Raw genomic sequence first — 24,383 nt, 5'->3', positions numbered from 1 at the left:
TGATTACCCTATCTTCCGGGCCCTTAATGAACGATAACTCAAGAAATACCAACGAAAACGCGACGAATGCTACCCGTCGGGCAATTTCAAGAAATATTCTCTTTCATATTATTTTCGAAAATGGGTGGTCCGGCTCTTGTCAAAATCGGGATTTTAATTTTAAGTTTAAAACAATAACAAATCCGGGAAACACCGGAAGTCCTTCAAGGGGAACTTTAGGAGTCCAAAATGACTGACATGACGCGTCGTGGCGTACTGGGACTAGGTGCGGCTACCGTTCTGACCGGCATTCTTGCCGGACGAATTTCGGTTCAGGCCGCAGAAACGAATACTCTGACGATTGCCTTCAATTCCAACCTGCCATCCTTCGACGGGACGGTGGGGTTATCAGGCGTGAACCCGGCAATCCAGGCGATCTATCGCTCAATTTACGATCAATATATCGGCCAGAAGCCGGATCTTTCCTTCGAGCCTGGGTTGCTGACTGACTGGGGCTGGAACGACGATAAGACCAAGGTCTGGATGGATGTGCGCGAAGGCGTGAAGTGGCACGACGGCTCGGACTTCACCCCAGAAGATATCGTCTGGTCGCTGACCCGCGCCGGTAAGCCAGACAGCGGCAATCCTGTCGCGAGCGTCTGGGCCAGCATCGGCAACTACAAGGTCGAAGGCAAGCGGATCACCGCCGACGTTCTCAACTTCGATCCGACGATCTTCAAGTGGATGGCCTTCCTCACCGGCTATGTGCTGCCCAAGGCCTATTACGAAAAGGTCGGTTCGGAAGGCTTTGAAAAGAAGCCTGTCGGCACAGGCCCCTACATGTTCGACGCCTATGAGGGCAACTCCTTCCTGCGCCTCAAGGCCAACCCAAACTACTGGGGCGGCAAGCCCGCCTTCGAAACCGTCATTTTCAAATTCGTCACCGATCCGACGAGCCGTGTCGCCGAAATCGAATCCGGCTCTTCCGATGTCACGCTCGAAATTCCCTATGAGGAATTCGACCGACTTAAGGCGAAGAAGGGCCTCGCGGGCGTCTCATCGCCGATCTCGGATATCGGCATGATCTTCATCACCAATGTCGAACCCATGCTGGACAATAATGTTCGACTGGCGGCTCATCACGCCATCGACAAGGCCAGTATCGTCAAGAAGCTCCTGCGTGGCTACGGCGTTCCGATCGACACATTGGAAGCCCCGGAATATGAAGCCTATGACGCTTCGATCAAGGTCGGCTACGACCCGCAGAAGGCTGCCGAGCTTCTCAAGGCTTCCGGTTATTCCAAGGACAAACCGGTCAAGTTCAAGATCCAGACGACACGTGGTCTCAAGCCCAAGGATTACGAAATGATCCAGGCGATCGTCGGCATGTGGCGCAGGGTTGGCATCGAGGCCGAGATCGAAGTCTACGAGGTGGCGAAGCACTTTGAGCTGCGCGCCGGTCACAAGCTCGCGCCTGCGGCTTTCTACAATTGGGGCAACGCGATCGGCGACCCCACGACATCGACCGGATTCGCCATGTTCTCCAAGTCGCCGCACTCGGCCTGGAAAAGTGACGATGTCGACGCTCTCATTGGTCCGCTGTGGGGCGAGAAGGACGAGGCCAAGCGTATCGCCGGTTGGAAGGCAGCTGACACGTATATTGCCGAGCAAGGTTACGTCATTCCGCTTTTGCAATATGTGCAGCCCATCGTTTTCAAGTCTTCGCTGAAGGTGACGCCGAATGTTTCGAGCGCGCTTCAGCCGACGCTGGTCTCCAAGGCCTGACGAGATAGAGCAGCGTTGCGTCGCGTTCGTCGTGGCGCTGCTCGCCCCTGTTCGCAGGACCGCGCGTCTGGCAGCCGCCGACGCTGACGGCAACAGGAAGGTTTGATCATGACCGTTTCCGATCTTCTCAATCGTCTTATAATGGCGGTGCTGACGCTCATGGGCGTCGCCGTCATCGTTTTCTGTCTGCTGCGCATCGTGCCGGGCGACCCGGTCGCCATGATGATTTCGCCGAGTGCGACGCCCGCCGACATTGCAGCGCTGCGCGCCCATTACGGGCTCGATCTCGGTCTGGCGCAGCAATTCGCCATCTGGTTCGGCGATGTCTTGAAGGGTGATTTCGGCACGTCGATCTCGCAACGCCGCGATGTCCTGGAACTGATCGGTGGCCGCTTGCCGGCGACGCTCGAACTCGCCTTTGCCGCGCTTGTTTTCGGGGTTCTCACCGGTGGCATGATTGCGGTTCTCGGCGCACTCGCACGCGGCACAAAGCTCGATCCTGCGCTGGATTTTATCAACGGGCTGTTTCTTGCCGTGCCAGATTTCGTCTGGGCGCTGGCGCTTGTCCTCTTACTTGGTGTGTTTTGGCCAGTCTTCCCGTTGTCCGGGCGTATCGATCCGGGGCTGACGACGGACTTCCACACGGATTTCTACCTGATCGAGAGCCTGGTTACGTTCAAATTCCCGGCTTTCGCTGACATCCTTGCCCACATGGTGATGCCCATGCTGGCGCTCGGCCTACCCTTGGCAGCCATTGTCGTGCGCACGCTGAAGGAAGCGCTCGCGGAAGCCATGGTGCAGGATTACGTGCTGCTGGCGCGGCTGAAAGGGATGTCGCCACTTCGGCTGGTGCTTCAGGAGGCACTGCGCAATGCCGTCGGGCCAACGCTGACGCTTACAGGCGTTCAGTTCACCTTCATGATTGGCGGCACGGTCATCGTGGAGCGCATCTTTTCCTATCCGGGCCTTGGCAACATGGCGATCGACGCGGTCATCAACCGCGATCTGCCGCTGATCCAGGGCATCGTGCTGACCTTCGGCGCGATCTTCATTCTGGTGAATATCCTGGTCGATCTCATCGCGGCATGGCTGAACCCGAGGAGCGCCGCTCATGGGTGAGATGTCAAAGACCGCAACCACCGTGGACACAGCTTTCCGTTTCCGGAGTCTGCCGATGAAGACCATCAAACCGCTTTTGCGTGAACCGCGGGTGGTGATCGCCGGCGGCTTCCTCCTCATCCTGTTGCTCATCGCGCTTTTCGCGCCCTACATCGCACCGAAAGACCCGCTTGAGCAGGATCTGATGTTGGGCAACATGCCACCCGCAAACTATCCGGGGGCAGAGCCCGGCTACTATCTCGGCACCGATGACCTTGGCCGTGACGTTCTTTCCCGTGTGCTCTACGGATCACGGATAGCGCTGACCGTTGCATTCGTTGCCGCCAGCCTGTCTGCCATCATAGGAACGCTGCTTGGCCTCGCCGCCGGTTGGTATGGCGGGTGGGCGGATCGCGTCATCTCACGCCTTGTCGATATCTGGATGGCCTTCCCGCCGGTGCTTCTTTCGGTCCTGCTGGTGGCGGTCATGGGCTCAGGCCTTCACTCGGTCATCGCCGCGATCGTCATTATCGACTGGACACGCTTTTGTCGTGTCGTGCGGACAGAGACGATGGCGCAGGCACGCCTTGATTATGTGATGGCCGCTCAGACGATCGGTTTTTCACGCAGCCATATTTTATGGCGTGAGATTTTGCCGAACGTGGCGCCCGTCCTCATTGCTCTTGTCAGCCTTGAAATGGGCATTGCCGTCATCGTCGAAGCGATCCTTTCTTTCGTCGGCCTGTCGCTTTCTTCGGACATCCCGACATGGGGCGGTATGATCGCCCAAGGTCGCCAGATGATCCACCAGGGATGGTGGGTGTTCGTCTTTCCTCTCCTCGCGCTCTTCGTCACCGTTCTCGCTTTCAATCAATTGGGCAACGGTCTGCGCACGGCGCTCGACCCGGTGATGCGCCGATGACCCAGTCGTTTGTTGCTATTCAAGGCCTCAGTGCCATCTCCACGCGTGACGCCGGCGCGCTGGTCCTTCGCGACGTTTCGCTCACCCTGAAAAAAGGGGAGGTGCGCGGTCTCGTGGGTGAATCGGGCGCTGGGAAATCCACCATCGCCAAAGCGCTGCTCGGCATTTTGCCGTTCACCGTCAAGATTACCGGCGGCTTCATCCGTTTCGAGGGGCGTGACCTCCTTTCCATGCCCCGCCGCGAACTCGCTGATATCATGGGTCGCGACATCACGCTGATCCCGCAGGACCCGCAAACGGCACTCAACCCGGCGCGGCGGATCGAGGCGCAGTTGACCGACGGGCTAAGGCTGAGGCTTGGTATGGGCAAGACGGATGCCCATCAGCGTGCACTTCAACTTCTCGACGAAGTACAGATCCGTGATCCAAAGCGGGTGCTGAACGCCTATCCGCATGAACTGTCCGGGGGCATGCGCCAGCGTATTCTGATCGCATCGGCCTTTGCGTTGAATCCCAAGCTCGTTGTCGCCGACGAGCCGACAACCGCGCTTGACGTCACTGTACAAAAGGAAATCCTGCGTCTCATCCGTCGTATGCAGGAAGCTCATGGAACCGCGGTGATCTTCGTGACCCATGACCTCGGTGTCGTGGCAAAGATCTGTGACAGCGTAACACTTCTATATGCAGGCAAAGTGATCGAAGATGGCAAGACCCGTGATCTGCTGATGGCACCAAAGCATGCCTACACCAGCGCATTGATCGCTGCTGGCCCCCGCTACGATCGACCAGATGCAGGGCTTGAGCCCGTGCCCGAAGCTGTGTTCCGCCAATTGCGCGCTGAAATCGGCATCGCCGAGAGGAGAGTGTGAAATGAGCGATCTTCTCTTTGAAGCAAAGGGCATCGAAGTCACTTATGGGGCGAGCAAGGAGCTTTTTGGTCGTGGCCGCACCGGCGTTCGTGTCCTGCACGGCGTCGATGTGTCGATCAGGCGTGGGGAGACAGTCGGCATTGTCGGGGAGTCTGGCTCGGGCAAGACGACGCTTGGCCGTGCGCTTCTGAAACTGGTCCCTGTCTCGGCCGGTACCATTCGTTTCGATGGGCAGGACATCACCGCCTTGTCGCCTGAGGCTATGCGGCCCTTGCGCCGGCTTATGCAGATGGTCTTCCAGGATCCGATGGCATCTCTCAATCCGCGTCATACCATTCGTCGTATCCTCACGGAGCCGCTCTTTCTGCATGGTCTTGCGAGCGACCGCCGCGATGCCGAGCGTCAGGTGCGTGCCATTCTTGACCGCGTGTCGCTGCCTGCCGTGATGCTGGAACGTGCACCGCATGAGTTGTCCGGTGGTCAGCGTCAGCGCGTCGGCATTGCGCGCGCAGTTCTGATGAAACCGGATTTCGTGCTTGCCGATGAGGTCGTGTCCGGTCTTGACGTCTCGACGCAGGCGCAGGTGTTGAATCTGCTGAAAGAGCTATCGCAGGAGATGGGTCTCGCCATGGCCTTCATCAGCCATGACCTGTCGGTCATCCGCGCGATCTGCGACCGCGTTACAGTCATGCGGTTTGGCGAAGTGGTGGAGGAGGGGAGATGTGGACCTGTGTTTGATGCCCCCAAAACGCCCTATACGCGCCTGCTGCTTGACGCCATCCCGCTTCCCGAGATCGATGACGGCTGGCTGACACGGCCGCCACCTGTGCTTGAGCCAGCCGCGTGAGAGCCGCATCTAAACTCGCAGAACAAGACCGCAGCCTGATCGGAGACGTGTCATGACAGCTTCCACCCAAAAAGGCCTTCCAGGCCTCGTCGGCCACGACCACACCGGGCTTACGGTACCGAACCTCGATGAGGCTATCGACTTCTTCGACCGGGTGCTCGGGTGCATCCATGTGCTCACCTTCGGCCCTATCGGCGATCCGGACGGGAGTTTCATGACCGAGGCACTCGGCGTTCATCCGCGCGCGCGTATCGAACGTGCCGCCATGATCCGCTGCGGCAACGGCTCGAACCTCGAGCTCTTCGAATACTCCGCACCCGACCAGCGGGATTTAAAGCAGAAGAACAGTGACATAGGTGCGTTTCATATCGCTTTCTATGTTCGAGACATCGCCGCTGCGAAGGCCTATCTGGACAAGATGGGCGTTGAGACCCGGCTAGGCCCCCTCCCTATTCAGGACGGCCCGATCGCCGGCCAATCAATCCTATATTTTCAGGCGCCCTGGGGCTTGCAGTTCGAGGCGATCAGTTATCCGAACGGTATGGCGTATGAGAGCACGAGCCCGGTCCTGTTGTGGAACCCGGAGCAGCCAGCCACGTGAGCGGCAAGAGAGCAGTAAGGCCTGGCCAGCGGACCTTATGTCGGCTCCGTTATGTGCCGCCCGGTTGTTTCGTCGTCGTTGCGACCTTCGCGCCACTACGAAAGAGGGGTGGAGTACATCGAAGAAGGGCTGCTGTATCGGGACATACAGCTACCTAACATTAGACCAGCCAATCCGGCATCGGTCTGAAGATCGGAATCGATTTTCAGAAAATGACGACGCGTCGATCGGCGACGACGGGATCTTTGATGCGTCTGAAAGAACGCGCGGCACTCGGGTAGGACAAGCAGAGGCGGGGGTACAATAGTCGCCCCCGCCTCAAAAGGCAGATCGCTATCTCTGTTCAGACTTCATGGAAGAAGGGTGTTCTTGAGCATATCGACGACGCCCGCCGCACGTTTAGGGCCGGAGAGAATTCCCTTCGCCGAATAGAGCGCCATTCCAAACACTTGTCCCGCTTCCACTTTTGGGGGCATGACCAATTCGTCGCGGACGGTCACGACATCGAGCAGGGCGGGACCCGGTTCGGCGAGCCACGCTTTAACGGCGTCCTCCAGGCCATCTGGATGCTCGATCCGCCGGCCCCACCAGCCCATCGATTCCGCCATCCTGCCGAAATCTGGATTTTGTAGCTCGGTGAAGGTATCGAGTAGACCTTCCACTTTTTGCTCGATCTCGACAAATCCGAGCGTGCCATTGTTGAAAACGACAACCTTGATCGGTAACTCTTCCTGCACCGCGGTCAGCATGTCGCCAAGCAGCATCGTCAGGCCGCCATCTCCGGACATGGAGATCACTTGCCTGCCTGGGTAGGCGGCCTGCGCGCCCAGCGCCTGTGGCATCGCGTTTGCCATCGTGCCATGGCTCAAGCTTACGATTGTACGGTTTGTGCCAGTCGAAGGGATGTGGCGAAGGCACCAGACCATCGGCGATCCGCCATCGGCAGTGAAGACAGCGTCTTGTGCGGCGTGCTGTCCAATCAGCCCGGTCAGATATTGCGGGTGGATAACATCCCGATGACCAGATGTTTGACGTGCGTCGAGGGCCTTCTCGGCTTTATGCGTGTGTGACAGGGAGTGGTCCAGGAAGCTGCGGTCATCGCGAGGCTTAACCAGCGGGATCAATGCCTGGAGCGTGTCCACGATCGTCCCGACTGCCGCGATGTCGACTGGATGACGGCGCCCCAAATGAGTGCCGTTGACGTCGATCTGGATGATTGTCGCTTTGGTCGGGTAGAATTGCCGCCATGCGAAATCGCAGCCAAGCAGCAGAAGCGTATCGCAATCCATGATCGCCTGGTAACCGCCCGCCGTTCCGAACACCCCCGTCATTCCCACGTCATAGGGATTGTCATGTTCGAGGAAGTCCTTCGCACGGCTTGTACGAGCCACCGGAGCCTTCAGACGCTCAGCCAGAGCGAGAACTTCGCCATGCGCCTTCTCACAGCCAGAGCCACCATAGATAGCAATCTTCTTGCCGGTGTTGAGTGCCTCCGCGATCTGTTGCAACTCGGCGTCGGATGGGCGCATCACCGGTTGGGCACGGTGGACGGTGAAATCGGGTTCATCGGGGGCTGCCGCTTGCGACACGTCGACGGGAACGATCAGAACCGCTACGCCGCGTTTCGATAGTGCAGCTTGCGCAGCCATGGCTGTCATTCGCTTGGCTTGCGCGGGCGTACGGATTTCTTCGCAGAAGACAGTTCCTTTGGCATAGACGGATTTGAAATCGACCTCTTGCGGAAATTCAAATCCAAGTTCGTCCTGCACAATTTGGCTGGCGATCAGCACAACCGGGGCACGGTTTCGATTGGATTCCCAGACACCGTTGATGAAATGAAGGCTGCCCGGCCCGCACGATCCGGCACACATGGCAAGTTCACCGGTCAACAGAGCGTCGGCCCCGGCGGCAAATGCCCCGGCCTCCTCGTGCCGGACATGCACCCATCGTATGTCGCTTCGGCGAATGGCATCGGTTACGTAATTCAATGTGTCGCCCGGCACACCATAGCATCGCTTTGCTCCAGCGGCGGACAGGGTTTCTACTATCACATCAGCTACACGTCTCGTCATAACGAATTCCTATAAAAAAACTTCCTGACGCTGGATAAATCCTACGTGCAAGGATTGGTTCCTCACGGAAAATGCGCTGTGTATAAGTGTCCAAGGCATTGCTTATGCTGCTAATAATACAGATGTGAACGCCGATTTACGTAGCCCGAGCATTGCAATCCGGCGCGCACATGGTTCACCTGACGACCTGTCTTTTAAAGGAGCAGCCGAGTTGGCAACCGACAATCGGACGGCAATCCGCGATACTGTGCGAAAAGCGTTCTATTTCGACTGGCGAGGCGCCGTCGTCGCCACGCCCGCTTTGCTCCTGCTACTGATTGTCGGCGTACTCAGTGAGGCTCATGTTCAGGCTTCGATCGCGGCAGGTGCAGCCTTCGCAACGGGCTTCGGAGCGACTAAGCGTGTCCGCCATAAACGTCTGGATGCGATGCTGCTTACCGGTGCCGGGATGACGGCAGCCAGCATCCTGGGGACCATGGCGGGCCAGGACCCTTTTTTTGAACTCATCGTGACAATGCTGATGGGCGGATTGTGTGGCGCTCTCATCCGTTGGGACACCGCGCTCTGGTGGGTGTGGTTGCAGATTATCATCGCGTTCCTCCTGGCGGCGCACTACCCCGGCGACCTGACGGACGGTGTCAGTCGGGCAACATTGGTCGCGCTGGGCACGGGTATCCAGATGGGTATGGTCCGGCTCATGAAACTGGCTGTCGATGCACCGGAACGGGTGGCGACACCCGAAGACAATGTTCGAACCATCGATCTATGGCTACATGCCTTGCGGGCTGCAATCTGCATAGGCGTGGCACTGCTGGCCAGCCGAGGCGCTCACATCATCCATGAATATTGGGCCCCGATGACTGCGATGATCGTCCTAAAACCTGGCCTGCGCGACACGGCTTTCCGTGGAATCGAGCGGATTGGCGGGACCATACTCGGCATTATGATCGCAACGATCATTATCATGGCGATCGATTCACCGATAGTGAAGGTCATTGCAGCAGCCTTATTGGCCTCGGCTGCATTCGGACTGCAGCAGGCCCGCTATGCCGTGCTCGCCACTGCTATCACTGCGACAGTCGTGTTGATGATCGCGTTGGCAGGTGGCGAAGTTTTTGGTGTCGATTGGGATCGACTGAGCGCCACTGTGATTGGGGGAGGCGTCGCCCTTGCTGGGGCCGCCATAGCGCCGAAGCGGCAAATAAGAGCGAGGGATGACAACCTCTGACCGCCAATGGACGTCTCCGTTGGATGCCCCTCTTGCGTCGTAAAGCCCGCACTGTTGTTCCTGTTGCTGAGACGCCCTTGTGACAAACAAATCAAGTTGCCCCCGGTGCGAAGGCTGTAAAGTCTAATACAAGACGCGTGGGCAGAGAGTTATAAGCTTCGCGTAGAATTCGAAGGAGCGAGGCATGGGACTTTAGGGCGAGAGGATCATCAAAGCATGTTCAATTTGCGCTAGGCGACGCTAGCGCCGCAGCCCGTCCATGACCAGCCTGACGATCCTGTGCGCACGATTACGCCAATCCGGACCTTCCGGGATGGAGTAGATACCAAAGAGCGCGTTGAGCACGTCTGCCGCCTCGATATCTGCCTTGACCGCGTCGGCCTTGACGGCATTGTCCAGTAGCTCTCCAAATGCCATATGTAAGAGCCTGGTGCCGTCGGCAAACAGCGCGGAATTCGATGTAAACAGCAATTTCAGGCTGCTGGCCATGCCCCGTTTTGCCGCCATGTAGCTGACAAATCTGTTCATCCACTCTTCAACCGCCTTTGCAGGCTCTTCTTCCTGCATCAACGCGCGAGCGGATGTTGCAAGAAGTTCCAGTTCCCGCCGATACACGCTTTCCACCAAATGCTCGCGGCTTGGGAAATGCCGATAGAGAGTGCCAATCCCGACCCCCGCACGCCTCGCTATATCTTCCAGCGACGCAGCCGCGCCCTGTTCCGTAAACGCCAGGGCTGCAGTCTCGATCAGCTTTGCGCGGTTCCGCTTCGCATCGGCACGCAGTGGCGACGGTTCAACCGATGGCGCTCGTTGCTTGGGCACGAGAAAGCCCTTCCATAAGAAATTGCTTGACGAATGATCGCAAGTCACTAGTTTAAACGGAGGCGCCTCCGTTTAACGGTGCGCCCTTCGTTTCTTTTAAACCAACCAAGAGACGAATGTCATGCCGAGAATGACGATGGCGGGCGACTATGACCCAAAGAGCTCCATAGGAACTTCGCTGTCATCCATCCATTTCATGTCACGATTCCGGAGGCTCTCATGACGCAATCGGCTATCAACATCAGAGGCAACGATGATGCGGCTCGTTGGTTGCCTCTTAACGCCGACATTTCTGCATCGCCGCCAACGCAGAAGGCTTTCTCAACAGATGCGGCCTATGACATCCTCGCTTTTGCCATTGAGGGCAAGGAGGCGGGGCTCCAGGTCGCATTATGTACCCTGGTGGACATCCGTGGCGGCTCTTCGCGCGCGCTTGGCGCGCACATGGCGGTCGCTAACGACGGTCGTTATTGCGGCTATGTTTCAGGGGGCTGCACGGAAGCTGCCATCGCCTCTGAGGCCTTGGAGACCATAAGAAGCGGACATGATCGCTTTTTCATGCTGGGTGAGGGGTCGCGCGTCTTCGATATCGTTTTTCCCTGTGGAGGCGGCATTACGGTTGCCATCCACATTGTCAAAGACATCGAGCCGCTTCGTTCCACCATGAGCCTCGTCGATAGCCGTCAAAGCGCATGGCTTCACTACGTCCCGCGCCATGAACAACTTTCGGTCACCACAGAGCGCTGTCGGACCGGTTGGGATGGGGACGCCTTTGTCACCTGTTACCGGCCTTCAGCGCGCGTGATTTTATCGGGGCATACGCTCGAGGTCGAAACAGCGGCCAGTGTCGCAAAAGCTGCCGGATACGACGTCATTTTCTTTGACGATGCGGCCAGCCTTCCACCCGACCGCGCGCTGATTGATTCACACAGTGCGGTTGCACTTCTGCAGCATGACCTGGATCGAGAAATACCTGTCCTTGAGGCTGCGCTCGCTGCATCGCCGTTTTACATCGGCGCTCTCGGCAGTTCGCGCACGCATCAGAAACGAGTAGAGCGATTGCTGCAAGGTGGCCATTCGGCTGAGGTCATCGCGCGGATCAAGGCCCCGATCGGCATTTTCGCTGGAGCAAGAGACGCGCAGTCCCTGGCCCTTTCTGTCATCGCCGACATAGCCGCCACCCGGCAATCCTTTTCGACGCACAACTAAAGCAAGGCACAAACCGTCGCATCGATCGTTTCGACGGAACGCCACGACGAAACAGAATGAGAAGTTTCACACAGGCCGTGAAGACGCGTTCGTCGCGGACCTTACGATGAGGAGATCTGCAATGCGATTTAACATCAATGGAACGGCAGTGGAGGTCGAGGCGGATATCCGCACCTCGCTGCTCGATCTCATGCGCAACTATCTTCATTTGACCGGCACGAAGAAAGGCTGCGATCAGGGGGCATGCGGGGCATGCACCGTTCTAGTGGACGGTGAGCGGATCAACTCCTGTCTCGCGCTGGCCGTCCAGTATCAAGGCCGCAACATTACGACCGTGGAGGGCCTTGCTGCGAATGGCAGCCTTCATCCATTGCAAAAAGCCTTTATAGAGCATGACGGGTTTCAATGCGGATATTGCACACCCGGACAGCTCTGTTCCGCTATCGGTATGGTGGGCGAAATTGAACGAAATGTCCCAAGCGTCGTCACTGCCGATCTTGCAAGCGACAACATCACCGTCGACGAAACCGAAATTCGCGAGCGCATGAGCGGCAATCTCTGTCGATGCGGCGCCTATAACGGCATCGTTGAAGCCATTTCGGAAACACTGATCGAGCAGAGGTCGATGAAGGCCGGCGAGAGGGCACCAGCATGAATATTTTCTCCTATCACCAGCCAACGGACGGTGTATCGGCCGTCGCGCTCAAAGAGGCCGGCACAAACGCGAAATATTTGGGCGGCGGCACCAACCTTGTCGATCTCATGCGTGAGACGGTCGAGAGACCAGACGCGCTGATCGATGTTACGCAGCTTTCGAACACGATCGAATTGCGGGCAGATGGCAGCCTTCTGGTTGGCGCCGCAGTAAAGAACACGGCGCTTGCCACGCACGCGGCAGTGCGGTCGCAATTTCCGGCCCTTTCCCGCGCCATTTTGGCGGGTGCAAGCGCGCAAATCCGAAATGTCGCAACGGTGGGCGGCAACATTCTTCAGCGCACCCGGTGCCGGTACTTCTATGACAATGCCGCCAGATGTAATAAGCGCCAACCGAATTCCGGCTGTGATGCCCTGGAACGGTTCAATCGCTACCATGCGATCCTCGGCGCATCGACAAACTGCGTCGCGACGCATCCTTCGGATATGTGTGTCGCACTTGTTGCGCTTGATGCGGTGGTTCAACTTCAAGGCCCGGCAGGCACCCGCAAACTGCGTCTGCAGGATCTCCACCGTTTGCCCGGCGAGACGCCGGAGATCGAAACAGAGTTGCATCCGGATGAACTCATCACCGCGGTGGAAATTCCTCCGCTGTCTTTTGGCTATCGATCCACCTATCGAAAGGTAAGGGATCGCGCGAGCTACGCTTTCGCTCTCGTCTCCGTTGCCGCTGCCCTCGATATCAACGGAGCTGGCGAAGTGCAGGATGTCAGGCTGGCGCTTGGTGGCGTGGCACACAAGCCGTGGCGGGCGCTTAAAGCCGAAGCGATTCTGAAAGGTCAGAGCGCTACCGCCGATACCTTCCGTGCCGCCGCCGAAGCGGAACTCGCAGATGCGATTGGCTTGCGAGACAACGCTTTCAAGATCGAGTTGGCAAAGCGCACCATCGTTGCGGTTCTTGAAGAATTGAAGGGAGAGAACGCATGAGCTCCGACACCAAGATCCTACCTGATGCAGCCAGACAAGGTCGCTGGCAACCCGCGGTTACCAGTGACCCGCTTCTGCGAAAACATGGATCGCTTGGGCAGTCCGTATCGCGCATCGAAGGCCCAATGAAGGTCCAGGGAAAAACGCGCTTTGCGGCGGAATTTCCCTACGATAACATCAGCTACGCAGCTCTTGCATTCAGCACTGTTGCGCGCGGTCGCATCATCGAATTGCATGTCAGTGCGGCCGAAGCCGCACCCGGCGTTATTCTCGTCATGACCTATAAGAACGCGCCGAGGATGAAGGCACCCTCGCTGATGATGTCATCTCCGACAGCCGCCGGGGCGAGCGATCTTCCTGTGATGCAAAACGACGAAATCAATTGGAACGGTCAGCCGATTGCTTTGGTGCTTGCCGAGACACAGGAGCAGGCGGATGACGCTGCATCGCTGATTGAGGCAAAGTACGAACTGATGCCCGCGGTCCTGTCCTTCGAAGAAGCAAAAAAATCGCCAAGGCAACTCGAAAACCTGCTCGGTCAGCCCCCACTTGTCGAAATCGGCGACGCCGAGGCTGCATTGGCAAATGCAGAGGTCAAGGTCGATCTCGTCTACCGAACACCACGCCATAACCACAACGCCATTGAGTTGCATGGGGCGACGGTTGTCTGGAACGATGACGAACTGCGCGTCCACGATGCCAGCCAGTTGCTTGACCTGACCACGGGACAATTGGCGGATATTTTCGGCCTCGATATCAGCAAGGTTCATGTGACCTCGCCTTACGTTGGTGGGGGCTTTGGCGGTAAGTGCTTGTGGGATCATCAGATCCTGGCTTGCGCGGCAGCGAAACTTGCAGGGCGGCCTGTGCGCATCGTCCTTTCGCGCGAGGGTGTGTTCCGCATCGTCGGCGGACGCACGGTGACTGAACAGCGCGTGGCATTGGGTGCAAGGCGCGACGGCACGCTTGATGCGCTGATCCACACCGGTACTGCTGCGATGACGCCACATAACTCCTGTCCGGAGCAATTTACTTTTCCTGCTCGCCATCTCTATGGCGCCAGAAACTTCAGGATCGGACAGGATGTGGCAGACCTGGACATGCTGGTGAACACGTTCATGCGTGCGCCGGGAGAGTCCGTCGGCACTTTCGCGCTTGAATGTGCCCTCGATGAACTCGCGGAAAAACTGGGGCTTGATCCCATCGAATTGCGTCGGCGGATCGAACCGGAGACGGATCCAACGACTGGCAAGCCATTCTCTTCCCGCTATCTCATTGAAGCCTATGAGAAGGGCGCGGAGCAGTTCGGTTGGAGTAAAAGAAGCCAGACGCCGCGTCAAAGACGCGAAGGCGAGTGGCTCATCGGCATGGGATGCGCGACCGCGACCTATCCTTACCATCGTTTTCCTGGTGGTGCGGCGCGGATCAGGCTGACGGCGGACGGCCATGTTACGGTTTCGACTGCTGTCCATGACATGGGCATGGGAACGGCCACCGCTCAGGTCCAGCACCTTGCTGCCCGCTTGGGTCTCCCGCTCGATCATGTCACTTTTGAATATGGCGACAGCCGACTGCCAAGGGGCGTGATCGCCGGGGGCTCGACGCAGACTGCATCCATCGGCGGCGCCATCATCGCGGCGACCGAAGTCTTTGTCGAAGAGTTGATCAAACTCGCCGGCAACGACTCTCCTCTTGCTGGCCTTTCGCTTGCGGATGTCGAGACCAGAGATGGTGGGCTGGCGCATATCAGTGACAGCAGCCGTTTCGAAAGCTATCGATCGATCCTTCAAAGAGCTGGGAGAGAAGACGTCGTTTGCGAGGCGGAAGCACCCGCGCCTGCAGAAATGCAGGCCTTCTCGATGCATTCCTATGGCGCGCAGTTCTGTGAGGTGCGTGTGAGTGAGGTGACAGGCGAGGCCCGCGTGTCCCGCTTCCTGGGTTCGTTCGACGCTGGGCAGATCCTCAATCACAAAATGGCAACCAGCCAGTTCAAGGGTGGCATCATCATGGGCATTGGTCTCGCGCTAACCGAAGAAACCAACTTCGATGAGCGGACCGGGCGCGTCGTGAACGCATCGCTAGCGGATTACCACGTGCCAGTGCAGATGGACGTCCCGGCAATCGAGATCCTCTACACCAACAAGCCCGACCCGCAAGCGCCGATGGGCGCGCGCGGTATCGGTGAAATTGGTATAACCGGGGTCGGTGCGGCCGTTGCGAATGCGGTTTACAACGCTACGGGGATTCGCGTTCGCGATCTCCCCATCACCTTGGACAAGCTGATGACGGGTTTTGCTGACTGATGCGTCACGCCTAAAGGTGGTCGTGCGGAATTTGGGATTTCGTGGAAAGAGCCGCGACAGACGCGGCTCACTTACCGCCGGCCGTCATTTGAGAGAAATGACGCTGTCCTTAACATTCGGAAGTGCTGGAATGATGCCGCTTTTGGCATACCATTCAGCGACGGCTCCAATCTGTTTGACGTCCGCATCGGTCACGGACGTGGTGGGCACGGCGTTGTTCTCGCCAATTTTTGCCGCGAGATTGCTCGGGACATTCATCTCCTTGACCCACACCGTGCCAGCTTCTTCCTTATTGGCGACGGCCCAGGCGTTCTCGGACTTGATAACATCGAAGACGAATTGAAGTTGGTCTGCTTTCGACTTTGCAAATTCCTTGCTGGCAACCAGAACGACGGCATTGTCCGACTTGATCGCCGCCCCATCGGCAACCACCTTCCCTTCATAGGCGGTTTCCGCGATGGTCAGGAATGGGTCCCATGTCGCCCAGGCATCGACGTGACCCTGGGTGAAGCTCGGCCCGCTATCGCTTGGGCTCAAATACACACGCTCGACGCTTTTCGGGTCGACACCATTGGTCTGCAGACCCTGCATCAGGAGATATTCACCGGTACCACCCCGATTGACGGCGACCTTCTTGCCGGCAAGATCCTTGATCGAGGCGATGCCGGAGTCCTTTTTCACCACGATGCCTTCAGCACCCGGAGACATTTTCTGGTAGGCGAAAATGACCAGCGGAATTTTAGCCGACAAGGCAGCAATCGCCGATGTCGAGCTGCCTGCCGTGATGTCGATGCTGCCAGCGTTGAGCGCTTCGAAAGCGGGAGCTGCTGCGGGGAAGGGGCCAGCCCATTCTACTTTAATGCCCTTTTCGGCGAGCGCTTTTTCCAAGGTGCCGCGCGACTTGGCCAAGGTAATATCGTTCGGCCCGCGAAGCCAGCCGATGCGGATCGTTTGGTCTGCTGCCTGAGCCGCAGGGATAAGGCCCGTCACCGACGCCGCTACAACGAGGGCGGATAACAACTTTCGCTTGGTAAACATCATAATATCCAGTCTGCCGCTTCGGCTAGGGAGTGAGGTTTGGCTTCAGGCATGGGACGGTTCGACGCCTAGCTCTTGCAGGAGCTCTGTTTCGACAAGCGTCAGTTGAGGATCGCTTCGGCGCCGAGGATGGGGAGCATCGATGCGGATTTCGCGCGCGATACGCCCCTGATCGAGAACAAGAATGCGATCGGCAAGCGCGACGGCTTCCCATACATCATGGGTGACGAGCAACACGGCGGGCTTGTGCTTGCGCCACAGTTCAAAAACCAGATCGTGCATGCGCAATCTGGTCAGCGCATCAAGGGCCGCGAAGGGTTCATCGAGAAGAAGAAGAGCGGGCTCGCGCACCAAGGCACGCGCCAGCGCTGCCCGCTGTGCTTCGCCTCCCGACAAGGTGAGAGGCCATGCATCTTGCCGGTGAGACAGCGCGACATCCGCCAGTGCCTGGCTGGCGCGCGAACGGGAGTCAGGCGTCTTCACGCCGAGCGCGACATTATCCATGACGCTTTTCCACGGAAGAAGTCGAGGCTCCTGAAACACCACCGAACGCCTCGAGGGAATCTCCAGTTTTTCTGCAGGAGCAGCGTCAAGGCCTGATAGCACCCGCAGCAGCGTCGATTTTCCCGATCCACTGCGACCCAGAAGCGCAACGAATTCACCCGGCGCGATGGTCAGGTCGATGCCGTCCAGGATGGCCGGTCCGCCAAAGGAGCGATGAAGCTGTCTGATGTCGACAAGATTGCTCATGCGATCACCTGCGGGCGCCAGCGTAGTGCATAAGCTTCGATCATCCGCACCAGTCCATCCGTCAAAAGACCCATCATCGCGTAGACCAGCAGACAGACGACGATGACGTCGGTTTGCAGGAAATCGCGTGCATAGGTGATGATGTAGCCGAGGCCGCTCGAGGCATTGATCTGCTCGCCGACCACAAGGCTGAGCCAGGCGACGCTCAGCCCGTAGCGGATGCCGACCAGAAGCGACGGCAGCGCGCCTGGAATGATGATGTGGCGGATAATGCCAGCGGTGCCGAGATCGAGTGTTTGGCCCGCTTCTATGAGCTTCCTGTCGATGCCGCGGATGCCGCCATGTAACGTCAGATAGATCGGAAAGATTGCGCCAAAGGCAACAAGACCGATCTTGGGCGCTTCGCCGATACCGAACCAGAGAATGAAAAGCGGAAGAAGGCCGAGGAACGGCATGGCTTTCAACATCTGGATCGGCGGATCGATGACAGCTTCACCGAGCCGTGAGAGGCCGGAAATAAGCGCAAGCGTGATGCCGACGAAGACCGCGATCGAAAACCCGGCCACGACGCGCAAAAAAGAAACAGCAATCCCTGTGATAAGTTCTCCGGACTCGATCAGACGAACCGCCGTCGCGACGATATCGCTTGGGGCTGCAAGTATACGCGGGGACAACAGACCGACGGTGCTGGCAACTTGCCATATGACGATGAGCGCAATCGGAGATGCGATACGGGCGCCGATCGTCCACAGCCGGCCGTCTGCATTCCTCGGCCTGGCGGATTGGTCGGCCCGTTGCCGCTTGTCTTGCGCTGATGCCATTGTGTCAGACATTGGCAGGCTTTCCGCTGAGGTCCCGGTCGAACAGGGTGGACCATGTGAAATGCTTGCGTTCCGGTGTCACGCGCGCCACGGGAAGGCGCGGTAGTACCAGTTCGCCGAAGCGATAGGCCTCTTCAAGCAGGGGCATGCCCGATAGAATGAAGGTATCGACGCCGATTTTCTGGTAGGCTTCGAGCGTGCGGATCACTGTGTCGGGAGAACCGACAATGGCCGTGCCTGGACCTGGACGAACGAGGCCCACACCTGCCCACAGGTTGGGGGCAATCTCCAGATCGCGCAGATTGGGGGGCTTGATGCCGCCATGCATGGCGCTCATACGCTGCTGGCCGACCGAGTCCGTGTTGGAGACGAAACGTTGGTTTGCCGCGATCGCCGCGTCGTCCATCTCATCGTAGAGGTCGGCCGCGGCCTCCCAGGCCTTTTCATCGGTTTTGCGGACGATGACGTAGAGGCGGATCCCGTAGTTGAGCTCTCGTCCGTACTCGGCAGCCTTTGCCTTGACCCGTTGAACCTTCTCCCCCATCTGCTCGGGTGTCTCGCCCCAGGAAAGATAGGTTTCGACGTGCTTGGCTGCGACGTCCATGGCGCTGTCCGAAGACCCGCCAAACCAGAGCGGCGGCGGCTGGATGGAGGTGCCTGCTGGCAATGCCAGCTTTGCGCCTTCCGTCTGGAAATACTTGCCTTTGTGAGTAACGCTCTCGCCCGCCATCAGACGGTGCCAGATGGCAAGATACTCATCGGCCATCGCATAGCGCTCGTCATGCGGCAGCATCATGCCATAGGCACCCAGCATCTTGGCATCGCCGGAGACGACATTGAGCATCAACCGGCCGTTCGAAAACTCCTGAAATGTCGCAGCCATCTTTGCAAGAAGGGTGGGCGCGATCAGGCCGGGATGAAATGCGACGAGGAACTTCATTCGCTCTGTGTAGGGCAGGAGAGCACTGGCGAGCGGCCAAACGTCATGCGCACCCGTGGCGAATAGAGCACCGGTAAAGCCCAGATGGTCATAGGCCTGTGCGAGCTGCTTGTAATAGCCATAGTCGATAGTGCGGGAGCCTTCCGGCTTCCAGGGATAAGCGCCATCGGGCGCGCACATATACCAGAGCACGTTCATGTCAGAGATCTCCCTTATCCACCGGATAGATAGTCAGTTTCGTATCAAGGTCGCCGTGGTGAAAGAGTGTGTCGGCCTCTTCCTGCTGTTCGCGCAGCAGCGCCTGGTCGGCTCCATCCACCTGCCAGTTCCGCTCGGAAACCACGCGGGTCCATGCGCGCCGTTCAGCCTCTTCGCCAGAGGCGGACAGAAGCTCGGCGGCCTTTTCCGGATCGTTGGCGATCTCTCTGCCGAGACGTTTCAACTCGCCAGTGAAGTCCTCTAGGGTTGTCTCGGTCAGTCCGCGATTTTTGATCGTCCAGAAGGTTGAGCGATTGGGAATAAGGGTCCCGCATCGCGCAAGAACGGTAAATTCGCCGCTGACGAGAACCTGCTCCAGATGCGGGGTCATCGCAACCCAAGCCGCGACGGCGTTATCGCGCAACGCCGCAAGAGATTCACCGGGCGACATATCCTGGCGAATGGTGTCCGTCAGGCGTAGTCCGATCTCTTCGAGTTGCTTAGCCAGAAGATAGCTCAAGAAGGAGCCATCGACGAGGGCGATCGGCTTGCCTTTCAAATCCGCGACCGCATTGATGTCGCTGGTTTTCGAGATGAGGATCGCACCATTCGTCGGCCGTGGCGCAGATGCAGCCGCATAGACGACAGGAAGCCCGGATGCTTTGGCGAGGATCGGCGGCGTCGACCCGGTGCCGCTGATGTCGAACTCACCCCTTGCCAGCCGCGCGCCGGTCTCTCGGCCTTCAGCATAGGCGACGAACTCCGGTTTCATGTTTGAAAATGCGCCCGGCCAGCGAGAGGCCAAGGTGAGATGGAGGTTATTCGGATGATGACCGATCCTGAAAACCAAAATGCGCCCCCTTATTGATCTTCTTTATACAAATTTATATAATGATAGAGTGAAGGGCGCGAGGAATTCAACCCTCTTCCCAGAGGGGCGAACGGAAAATTTTTCTAAGATTGGGAGCGAGGAGAGTGAGCATGCAAGCGTCAGGTAACGGGAATGAACGTAGACCGCACCCACCGAAGGTGAAATGCCGCGCGATCGGTGCGGCCTCCGATTTTTTGAAAGCCATGTCCAACCCCGTACGCCTGTCCATCCTATGTGTCTTGATGGAAGGCGCGCGCACCGTTGGTGAACTAGAAGAGATTCTTGACGTGCATCAACCGACCTTGTCGCAGCAGATTGGCGAGTTGAGGGAGGCTGGAATCATCGTGGGAGCGAGACAGGCGAAAGCGGTTCTCTACCGTCTTTCAGATCCGCGCGCTGGACAAATCATCGGTCACCTGCGGCTGCTCTTTCCAGATGCCAATGCATCGAAGATCTGGAAGGGAACCCAGTTCACCTCATCAACCGTAGCGCCCATGAGTTGATAGGCTTTCATCGCGCTGGCATGCGCCACATTGAACGGGCAGACTGTCTTCGTTGCCCGCTTGTTCCACGAGGGCGCCCTCACGAAACGACTGTCCGAAAGCGGGCCGCAGGTTACGCAAAGAAACGATTGACTGGTCGTGGCAAGCCAAGGTGCTCGCGCAAGGTCGTGCCTTCGTAGTCGGTGCGGAACAGACCGCGTCGTTGCAACTCCGGCACCAACTTCTCCGTCACGTCCTGCAAGCCTTGCGGCAGAAAGGGGAAGACGCAGGTAAAACCGTCCGCCGCCTCTTCGGCAAGCCATGTTTCCATCTCGTCGGCAATCATCTTCGGTGTGCCGATGAAGGCCAGTCCCGCATAGCCGCCGTAGCGTTGTGCCAGTTGCCGCACCGTCAGTTTTTCCTGCTCGGCAAGCCGCAGCACCTGCGCACGTCCGCTCTTGCTGGCATTGGTTTCAGGGATTTCAGGCAGAGGGGCGTCGGGATCGAAGCCGGAAGCATCGTGGCCAAGCGCGATGGAGAGGGAGGCGATCGCGCTTTCGTACTGCACAAGGCTATCGAGCCTGGCACGTTTAGCTTTTGCGTCTTCCACGCTGTCGCCGATCACGATCATTGCGGCGGGAAGAATTTTCAAGTGCGCGGGGTCGCGACCAACGGTGGGCATGCGGCCCTTGATGTCGGCATAGAGCGCCTTGGCGGTCTCAAAATCACGGGGTGCTGCAAAGACGACTTCGGCGGTTTCTGCCGCCAGTTGCTTGCCGGGTTCCGACTGGCCCGCCTGGACGATGACCGGCCAACCCTGGACCGGTCGGGCAATGTTGAGCGGGCCGCGCACGCTGAATTCTTCTCCTTCGTGATCCAGCACATGCATCTTGTCCGGATCGAAGAAGATGCCGCTTTCCTGATCGCGGATCATCGCGTCGTCGGCAAAACTGTCCCACAGTCCCGTGACAACATCGAAAAATTCGCGGGCACGCTTGTAGCGTTCGCCATGCTCCACATGATCGGACAGGCCAAAATTGCGAGCGGCGTCGGGGTTGGAGGTCGTGACGATGTTCCACGCGGCGCGTCCGCCACTGATATGGTCCAGGGAGGCGAACCGGCGGGCAACATGGTAAGGCTCGTCGAAGGTCGTCGAGGCGGTTGCCGCAAGACCGATCCTGTCCGTGACGGCTGCCAATGCCGATAAGAGGGTGAAGGGCTCGAAAGACGTTACCGTGTGGCTGCGCCTCAAGGCTTCCACAGGCATGTTGAGCACTGCCAGATGATCCGCCATGAAGAAGGCATCGAACTTCGCTCCCTCCAATGCCTGCGCGAAGGATTTCAGATGGCTGAAGTTAAAGTTGGCGTCCGCCCAAGCACCAGGATAGCGCCAAGCGCCGGTGTGAAGGCTGACGGGACGCATGAAGGCGGTCAGGTGAAGCGATTTTTGCATGAAGTCGATCCCGTGGACTGAAGAGGAGACGCGGTGAGTGGGGCGAAGTTTATATCGAGACGGGACCGTCTTTGCGCAAGGGTGCGTTCGCTCGCAGTTCGTTCAGCCAACGAAATCAAACTCGCTAAGCTGACTGCCGTTCCGCCCGAAGGCTTCACCAACGTGAACTCTGGTGTCGCTAATGCCAGCAACCTCCGCTCTAGAAACGATATGAAAACGTGGTTTTACTCTGGCTGTAATTTATTTCTCCATCGCCCGATCAGTTTCGTCGCTGATGCATTTACCTGCTGTCCGGAAATCACGGCAATACTTTCAGCGCGTGGGGGAATTTGTGAGCGGTATCGAGAAAAACGCAATCGCAGGAGGGGCAATATCGAGTGGATCGGGTGCTCTCAAGGTGCCAACCCTTTCTGGTCGGACAATCGTTGTGCTGATCGGCGTCGCGGTCATTCTGTATGTCGGGCAGGATGTGTTCATTCCCCTCGCGCTTGCCCTGCTGCTGACTTTCACGCTTGCTCCGATCGTTAGCTTTCTGCGCAAGCGTCGCGTCCCGAAGATCGCCGCCGTCCTCATGGCGGTGGCAAGCGCCTTCCTGGTGATTGCGGCTTTCGGCTTCATCGTCGCGGGACAGGTGGCCAATCTGGCGGACAACGTTCCGACCTATCAGCGCAATATCGTCGCGAAGGTACAGGCACTGAGCCAAGCTGGGTCCGGCAGCGGCGTGCTCGAACATATCAGCAAAGTCGTTGAACGCATCGGCTTGGAAATGCAGGACAATGCCGAGGAGAGCAAAGAAGGCGCCGCGGTAGAAACGTCCAAACGCGAACCAATGCCCGTTGAAATCATTACGCGCTCCAATCCGGTGCAAACGCTCGGCAACTTCATCCTGCCGCTGATCAGCCCGTTTGCGACAGCTGGTCTGGTCATCGTCCTCGTCATCTTCATGCTGCTGGAGCGTGAGGAGTTGCGCGATCGGTTCATCCGTCTTGTCGGGCTGGGCGATCTGCACCGGACAACGGCAGCGCTGCAGGACGCGGGAAAGCGGGTTGGCAAATACCTCCTGATGCAGCTTGTCGTAAACGCGCTTTATGCCCTTCCCATCGCGATCGGACTGTGGGTGCTTGGCATTCCCAACGCTATTCTCTGGGGACTGCTAACGCTCGTGCTGCGGTTCGTCCCCTATATCGGGCCGGTGATCGGCATGATCCTCCCGTTGTTCCTGGCGCTGGCGATTGCGCCCGGGTGGTCTCTCGTCGCATGGGTGGCAGCACTTTTCATCATAACGGAACTCGTCAGCAACAACGTCGTCGAGCCTTGGCTTTATGGTAGCCATACCGGTCTCTCCCCACTCGCGATCATCGTTTCAGCGATCTTTTGGTCATGGCTCTGGGGACCAGTCGGGTTGATGCTATCCACCCCCCTTACCGTCTGCCTCGTCGTGCTCGGACGGCATGTCCCACAGTTCAGCTTTCTCGACGTTCTTCTGGGGAACGAGCCCGTCCTGCAGCCACAGGAGAAGCTCTATCAGAGACTTCTTGCAGGAGACCCAAACGAGGCGACCGATAACGCCGAAGATTTTCTAGAAGACGAGTACCTCCTCGATTACTACGAGCAAGTCGGATTTCCGGCTCTGAAACTCGGTGAGTTGGATCGCCAGCGGGGTGTGATGACGGAAGCGCAGATTGCCCTATTTGCGTCCACAACCCAGACACTGATCGGCAATCTGGCAGAGATCGCCATCGAGGAAGAGGCTGAACGCGATGTGTCAGTGCCAGACGAGGCTGCGCAGGTCGAGGCAACTGAGAATCCCGCAACGACGGAAACCAAGAGGAAATCGGTCCTCTGCATTGGCGGCAGGGGCGCGATGGACGACGCTGCCGCTTCGATGATTGCGCAAGCTCTTGCTATCCAGGGGGCGACGGTTTCCCAAGCCGAGCATTCCATGGTTAGCGGTACGACCATAAATCTGCTTCCCCTCTCAGGGATCGACACCGTCGTCATCGCATTTCTGAACGCAGGGTCGAGGGCTCATGCCCGCCAAGCTGTACGCCGCCTCAAGCGTCAAAAGCCATCTTTGCGGGTAGGGATCGTCATGCCAGCGACCGATGGTGACAGAGAAAGTCCGCTAGCGGCAGAGGACATCGACGCCGACTTCGTTGCGACAGGCATCACTCACGCTGTCCGGGGCGCTCTTTCGGACGGAGATGCTGTTGCGGTACGCGTCACGAAACGCGTTGGGCGGGCGCGCGAAAGAAAAGTCAATCCGCTCGTCGCATGAGCAACGATGCACTCGGCTCGTCTTGATCCGCCTTGAAACGGTCGTCGTGGGCGGACAGCAGACCCTGATAATGTTTTGGTGTTGCTGGTGACCCTTGGGACAGCGTTCCCGGTTCGTCGAAAGCGCGTCGCGATCTTTCAGATCAGCTCCTTTCGATTCAGGCCTCATTCTTTCGC

21 protein-coding genes are annotated in these 24,383 nt (G+C 58.2%); 13 read left to right on the top strand and 8 right to left on the bottom strand.

Features of this window, described 5'->3' with window-relative positions:
* The first annotated feature begins 228 nt into the window (after positions 1-228).
* The 6 genes from AC07U5_RS14225 (at position 229) to AC07U5_RS14200 (ending at position 6,101) form a co-directional block, all read left to right on the top strand.
* A complete protein-coding gene (locus tag AC07U5_RS14225; RefSeq protein ID WP_494723386.1) occupies positions 229-1,764 on the top strand; it encodes an ABC transporter substrate-binding protein in 1,536 nt (511 codons plus the stop codon).
* Positions 1,765-1,872: 108 nt separating this feature from the next.
* Positions 1,873-2,883: an ABC transporter permease gene (locus AC07U5_RS14220; RefSeq protein WP_112520337.1), complete on the top strand. Its 1,011-nt coding sequence runs from the start codon at positions 1,873-1,875 to the stop codon at positions 2,881-2,883.
* A gap of 55 nt (positions 2,884-2,938) precedes the next feature.
* Positions 2,939-3,784 (top strand): ABC transporter permease, encoded by an 846-nt coding sequence (locus AC07U5_RS14215; RefSeq protein WP_494723385.1) that lies wholly within the window; start codon positions 2,939-2,941, stop codon positions 3,782-3,784.
* Positions 3,781-4,653 carry an ABC transporter ATP-binding protein gene (locus AC07U5_RS14210; protein ID WP_494723384.1) on the top strand — a complete coding sequence of 291 codons (873 nt, stop codon included), beginning with the start codon at positions 3,781-3,783 and terminating at the stop codon, positions 4,651-4,653. Before AC07U5_RS14215 ends, AC07U5_RS14210 begins: the two co-directional genes overlap by 4 nt.
* Position 4,654: 1 nt before the next feature.
* Positions 4,655-5,500 (top strand): ATP-binding cassette domain-containing protein, encoded by an 846-nt coding sequence (locus tag AC07U5_RS14205; RefSeq protein WP_494723383.1) that lies wholly within the window; start codon positions 4,655-4,657, stop codon positions 5,498-5,500.
* Between the two features lie 52 nt (positions 5,501-5,552).
* Complete coding sequence (locus tag AC07U5_RS14200; protein ID WP_112520335.1) at positions 5,553-6,101, top strand: VOC family protein; 549 nt, start codon at positions 5,553-5,555, stop codon at positions 6,099-6,101.
* A 350-nt stretch (positions 6,102-6,451) separates the two neighbouring features.
* Here AC07U5_RS14200 and AC07U5_RS14195 read toward each other — a convergent pair whose 3' ends face one another.
* Entirely contained in the window at positions 6,452-8,173 is a 1,722-nt protein-coding gene (locus tag AC07U5_RS14195; RefSeq protein WP_130978026.1) for a thiamine pyrophosphate-dependent enzyme, read from the bottom strand.
* Positions 8,174-8,384: 211 nt separating this feature from the next.
* Between AC07U5_RS14195 and AC07U5_RS14190 the strand changes: the two genes are divergently transcribed.
* Positions 8,385-9,401: an FUSC family protein gene (locus tag AC07U5_RS14190; RefSeq protein ID WP_112520333.1), complete on the top strand. Its 1,017-nt coding sequence runs from the start codon at positions 8,385-8,387 to the stop codon at positions 9,399-9,401.
* A 240-nt stretch (positions 9,402-9,641) separates the two neighbouring features.
* Here AC07U5_RS14190 and AC07U5_RS14185 read toward each other — a convergent pair whose 3' ends face one another.
* Positions 9,642-10,223 (bottom strand): TetR/AcrR family transcriptional regulator, encoded by a 582-nt coding sequence (locus tag AC07U5_RS14185; RefSeq protein WP_162693010.1) that lies wholly within the window; start codon positions 10,221-10,223, stop codon positions 9,642-9,644.
* Between the two features lie 219 nt (positions 10,224-10,442).
* Between AC07U5_RS14185 and AC07U5_RS14180 the strand changes: the two genes are divergently transcribed.
* The 4 genes from AC07U5_RS14180 to AC07U5_RS14165 all read left to right on the top strand — a co-directional run bounded on the left by AC07U5_RS14180 (position 10,443) and on the right by AC07U5_RS14165 (position 15,376).
* Entirely contained in the window at positions 10,443-11,432 is a 990-nt protein-coding gene (locus AC07U5_RS14180; RefSeq protein WP_112520332.1) for an XdhC family protein, read from the top strand.
* Between the two features lie 106 nt (positions 11,433-11,538).
* Positions 11,539-12,087 carry a 2Fe-2S iron-sulfur cluster-binding protein gene (locus tag AC07U5_RS14175; protein WP_494723382.1) on the top strand — a complete coding sequence of 183 codons (549 nt, stop codon included), beginning with the start codon at positions 11,539-11,541 and terminating at the stop codon, positions 12,085-12,087.
* Positions 12,084-13,073, top strand: coding sequence for an FAD binding domain-containing protein (locus AC07U5_RS14170; RefSeq protein ID WP_494723381.1), 990 nt, complete (start codon positions 12,084-12,086; stop codon positions 13,071-13,073). The genes AC07U5_RS14175 and AC07U5_RS14170 overlap by 4 nt, the downstream gene beginning before the upstream one ends.
* A complete protein-coding gene (locus AC07U5_RS14165; protein ID WP_494723380.1) occupies positions 13,070-15,376 on the top strand; it encodes a xanthine dehydrogenase family protein molybdopterin-binding subunit in 2,307 nt (768 codons plus the stop codon). Before AC07U5_RS14170 ends, AC07U5_RS14165 begins: the two co-directional genes overlap by 4 nt.
* A gap of 84 nt (positions 15,377-15,460) precedes the next feature.
* On the opposite strand, the gene AC07U5_RS14160 is transcribed toward AC07U5_RS14165, so the two are convergent.
* The 5 genes from AC07U5_RS14160 to AC07U5_RS14140 are packed head-to-tail and all read right to left on the bottom strand — an operon-like array spanning position 15,461 to position 19,895.
* Positions 15,461-16,414 carry an aliphatic sulfonate ABC transporter substrate-binding protein gene (locus tag AC07U5_RS14160; RefSeq protein WP_494723379.1) on the bottom strand — a complete coding sequence of 318 codons (954 nt, stop codon included), beginning with the start codon at positions 16,412-16,414 and terminating at the stop codon, positions 15,461-15,463.
* 45 nt (positions 16,415-16,459) lie between these two features.
* Positions 16,460-17,164, bottom strand: coding sequence for an ABC transporter ATP-binding protein (locus AC07U5_RS14155; RefSeq protein ID WP_062442541.1), 705 nt, complete (start codon positions 17,162-17,164; stop codon positions 16,460-16,462).
* A complete protein-coding gene (locus AC07U5_RS14150) occupies positions 17,161-17,997 on the bottom strand; it encodes an ABC transporter permease (RefSeq protein WP_245495259.1) in 837 nt (278 codons plus the stop codon). The genes AC07U5_RS14155 and AC07U5_RS14150 overlap by 4 nt, the downstream gene beginning before the upstream one ends.
* Entirely contained in the window at positions 17,990-19,123 is a 1,134-nt protein-coding gene (locus tag AC07U5_RS14145; protein ID WP_113175618.1) for an LLM class flavin-dependent oxidoreductase, read from the bottom strand. Before AC07U5_RS14145 ends, AC07U5_RS14150 begins: the two co-directional genes overlap by 8 nt.
* Before the next feature lies 1 nt (position 19,124).
* The gene (locus AC07U5_RS14140; protein WP_113178964.1) at positions 19,125-19,895 is read right to left on the bottom strand and encodes an ABC transporter substrate-binding protein; all 771 of its coding nucleotides are present in this window, start codon (positions 19,893-19,895) and stop codon (positions 19,125-19,127) included.
* Between the two features lie 209 nt (positions 19,896-20,104).
* Here AC07U5_RS14140 and AC07U5_RS14135 point away from each other — a divergent pair, with 209 nt between their 5' ends.
* Complete coding sequence (locus AC07U5_RS14135; RefSeq protein WP_113260327.1) at positions 20,105-20,497, top strand: ArsR/SmtB family transcription factor; 393 nt, start codon at positions 20,105-20,107, stop codon at positions 20,495-20,497.
* A gap of 112 nt (positions 20,498-20,609) precedes the next feature.
* On the opposite strand, the gene AC07U5_RS14130 is transcribed toward AC07U5_RS14135, so the two are convergent.
* Positions 20,610-21,929, bottom strand: coding sequence for an LLM class flavin-dependent oxidoreductase (locus AC07U5_RS14130; RefSeq protein WP_494723378.1), 1,320 nt, complete (start codon positions 21,927-21,929; stop codon positions 20,610-20,612).
* Positions 21,930-22,326: 397 nt separating this feature from the next.
* Between AC07U5_RS14130 and AC07U5_RS14125 the strand changes: the two genes are divergently transcribed.
* Positions 22,327-24,207, top strand: coding sequence for an AI-2E family transporter (locus tag AC07U5_RS14125; protein WP_494723377.1), 1,881 nt, complete (start codon positions 22,327-22,329; stop codon positions 24,205-24,207).
* The last annotated feature ends 176 nt before the right edge of the window (positions 24,208-24,383 follow it).

The sequence above is a fragment of the Agrobacterium sp. GW821-FHT02D03 genome (assembly GCF_059421725.1).
Note: the sequence above shows the minus strand (reverse complement) of the source record. Positions and strands in the feature narration are given on the sequence as shown.

Coding starts and splice junctions, on each gene's coding strand:
- AC07U5_RS14225 (WP_494723386.1), top strand. CDS start 229: ATGACTGACATGACGCGTCGTGGCGTACTGGGACTAGGTGCGGCTACC.
- AC07U5_RS14220 (WP_112520337.1), top strand. CDS start 1,873: ATGACCGTTTCCGATCTTCTCAATCGTCTTATAATGGCGGTGCTGACG.
- AC07U5_RS14215 (WP_494723385.1), top strand. CDS start 2,939: ATGAAGACCATCAAACCGCTTTTGCGTGAACCGCGGGTGGTGATCGCC.
- AC07U5_RS14210 (WP_494723384.1), top strand. CDS start 3,781: ATGACCCAGTCGTTTGTTGCTATTCAAGGCCTCAGTGCCATCTCCACG.
- AC07U5_RS14205 (WP_494723383.1), top strand. CDS start 4,655: ATGAGCGATCTTCTCTTTGAAGCAAAGGGCATCGAAGTCACTTATGGG.
- AC07U5_RS14200 (WP_112520335.1), top strand. CDS start 5,553: ATGACAGCTTCCACCCAAAAAGGCCTTCCAGGCCTCGTCGGCCACGAC.
- AC07U5_RS14195 (WP_130978026.1), bottom strand. CDS start 8,173: ATGACGAGACGTGTAGCTGATGTGATAGTAGAAACCCTGTCCGCCGCT.
- AC07U5_RS14180 (WP_112520332.1), top strand. CDS start 10,443: ATGACGCAATCGGCTATCAACATCAGAGGCAACGATGATGCGGCTCGT.
- AC07U5_RS14175 (WP_494723382.1), top strand. CDS start 11,539: ATGAGGAGATCTGCAATGCGATTTAACATCAATGGAACGGCAGTGGAG.
- AC07U5_RS14170 (WP_494723381.1), top strand. CDS start 12,084: ATGAATATTTTCTCCTATCACCAGCCAACGGACGGTGTATCGGCCGTC.
- AC07U5_RS14165 (WP_494723380.1), top strand. CDS start 13,070: ATGAGCTCCGACACCAAGATCCTACCTGATGCAGCCAGACAAGGTCGC.
- AC07U5_RS14160 (WP_494723379.1), bottom strand. CDS start 16,414: ATGTTTACCAAGCGAAAGTTGTTATCCGCCCTCGTTGTAGCGGCGTCG.
- AC07U5_RS14155 (WP_062442541.1), bottom strand. CDS start 17,164: ATGAGCAATCTTGTCGACATCAGACAGCTTCATCGCTCCTTTGGCGGA.
- AC07U5_RS14150 (WP_245495259.1), bottom strand. CDS start 17,997: ATGTCTGACACAATGGCATCAGCGCAAGACAAGCGGCAACGGGCCGAC.
- AC07U5_RS14145 (WP_113175618.1), bottom strand. CDS start 19,123: ATGAACGTGCTCTGGTATATGTGCGCGCCCGATGGCGCTTATCCCTGG.
- AC07U5_RS14140 (WP_113178964.1), bottom strand. CDS start 19,895: ATGAAACCGGAGTTCGTCGCCTATGCTGAAGGCCGAGAGACCGGCGCG.
- AC07U5_RS14135 (WP_113260327.1), top strand. CDS start 20,105: ATGCAAGCGTCAGGTAACGGGAATGAACGTAGACCGCACCCACCGAAG.
- AC07U5_RS14130 (WP_494723378.1), bottom strand. CDS start 21,929: ATGCAAAAATCGCTTCACCTGACCGCCTTCATGCGTCCCGTCAGCCTT.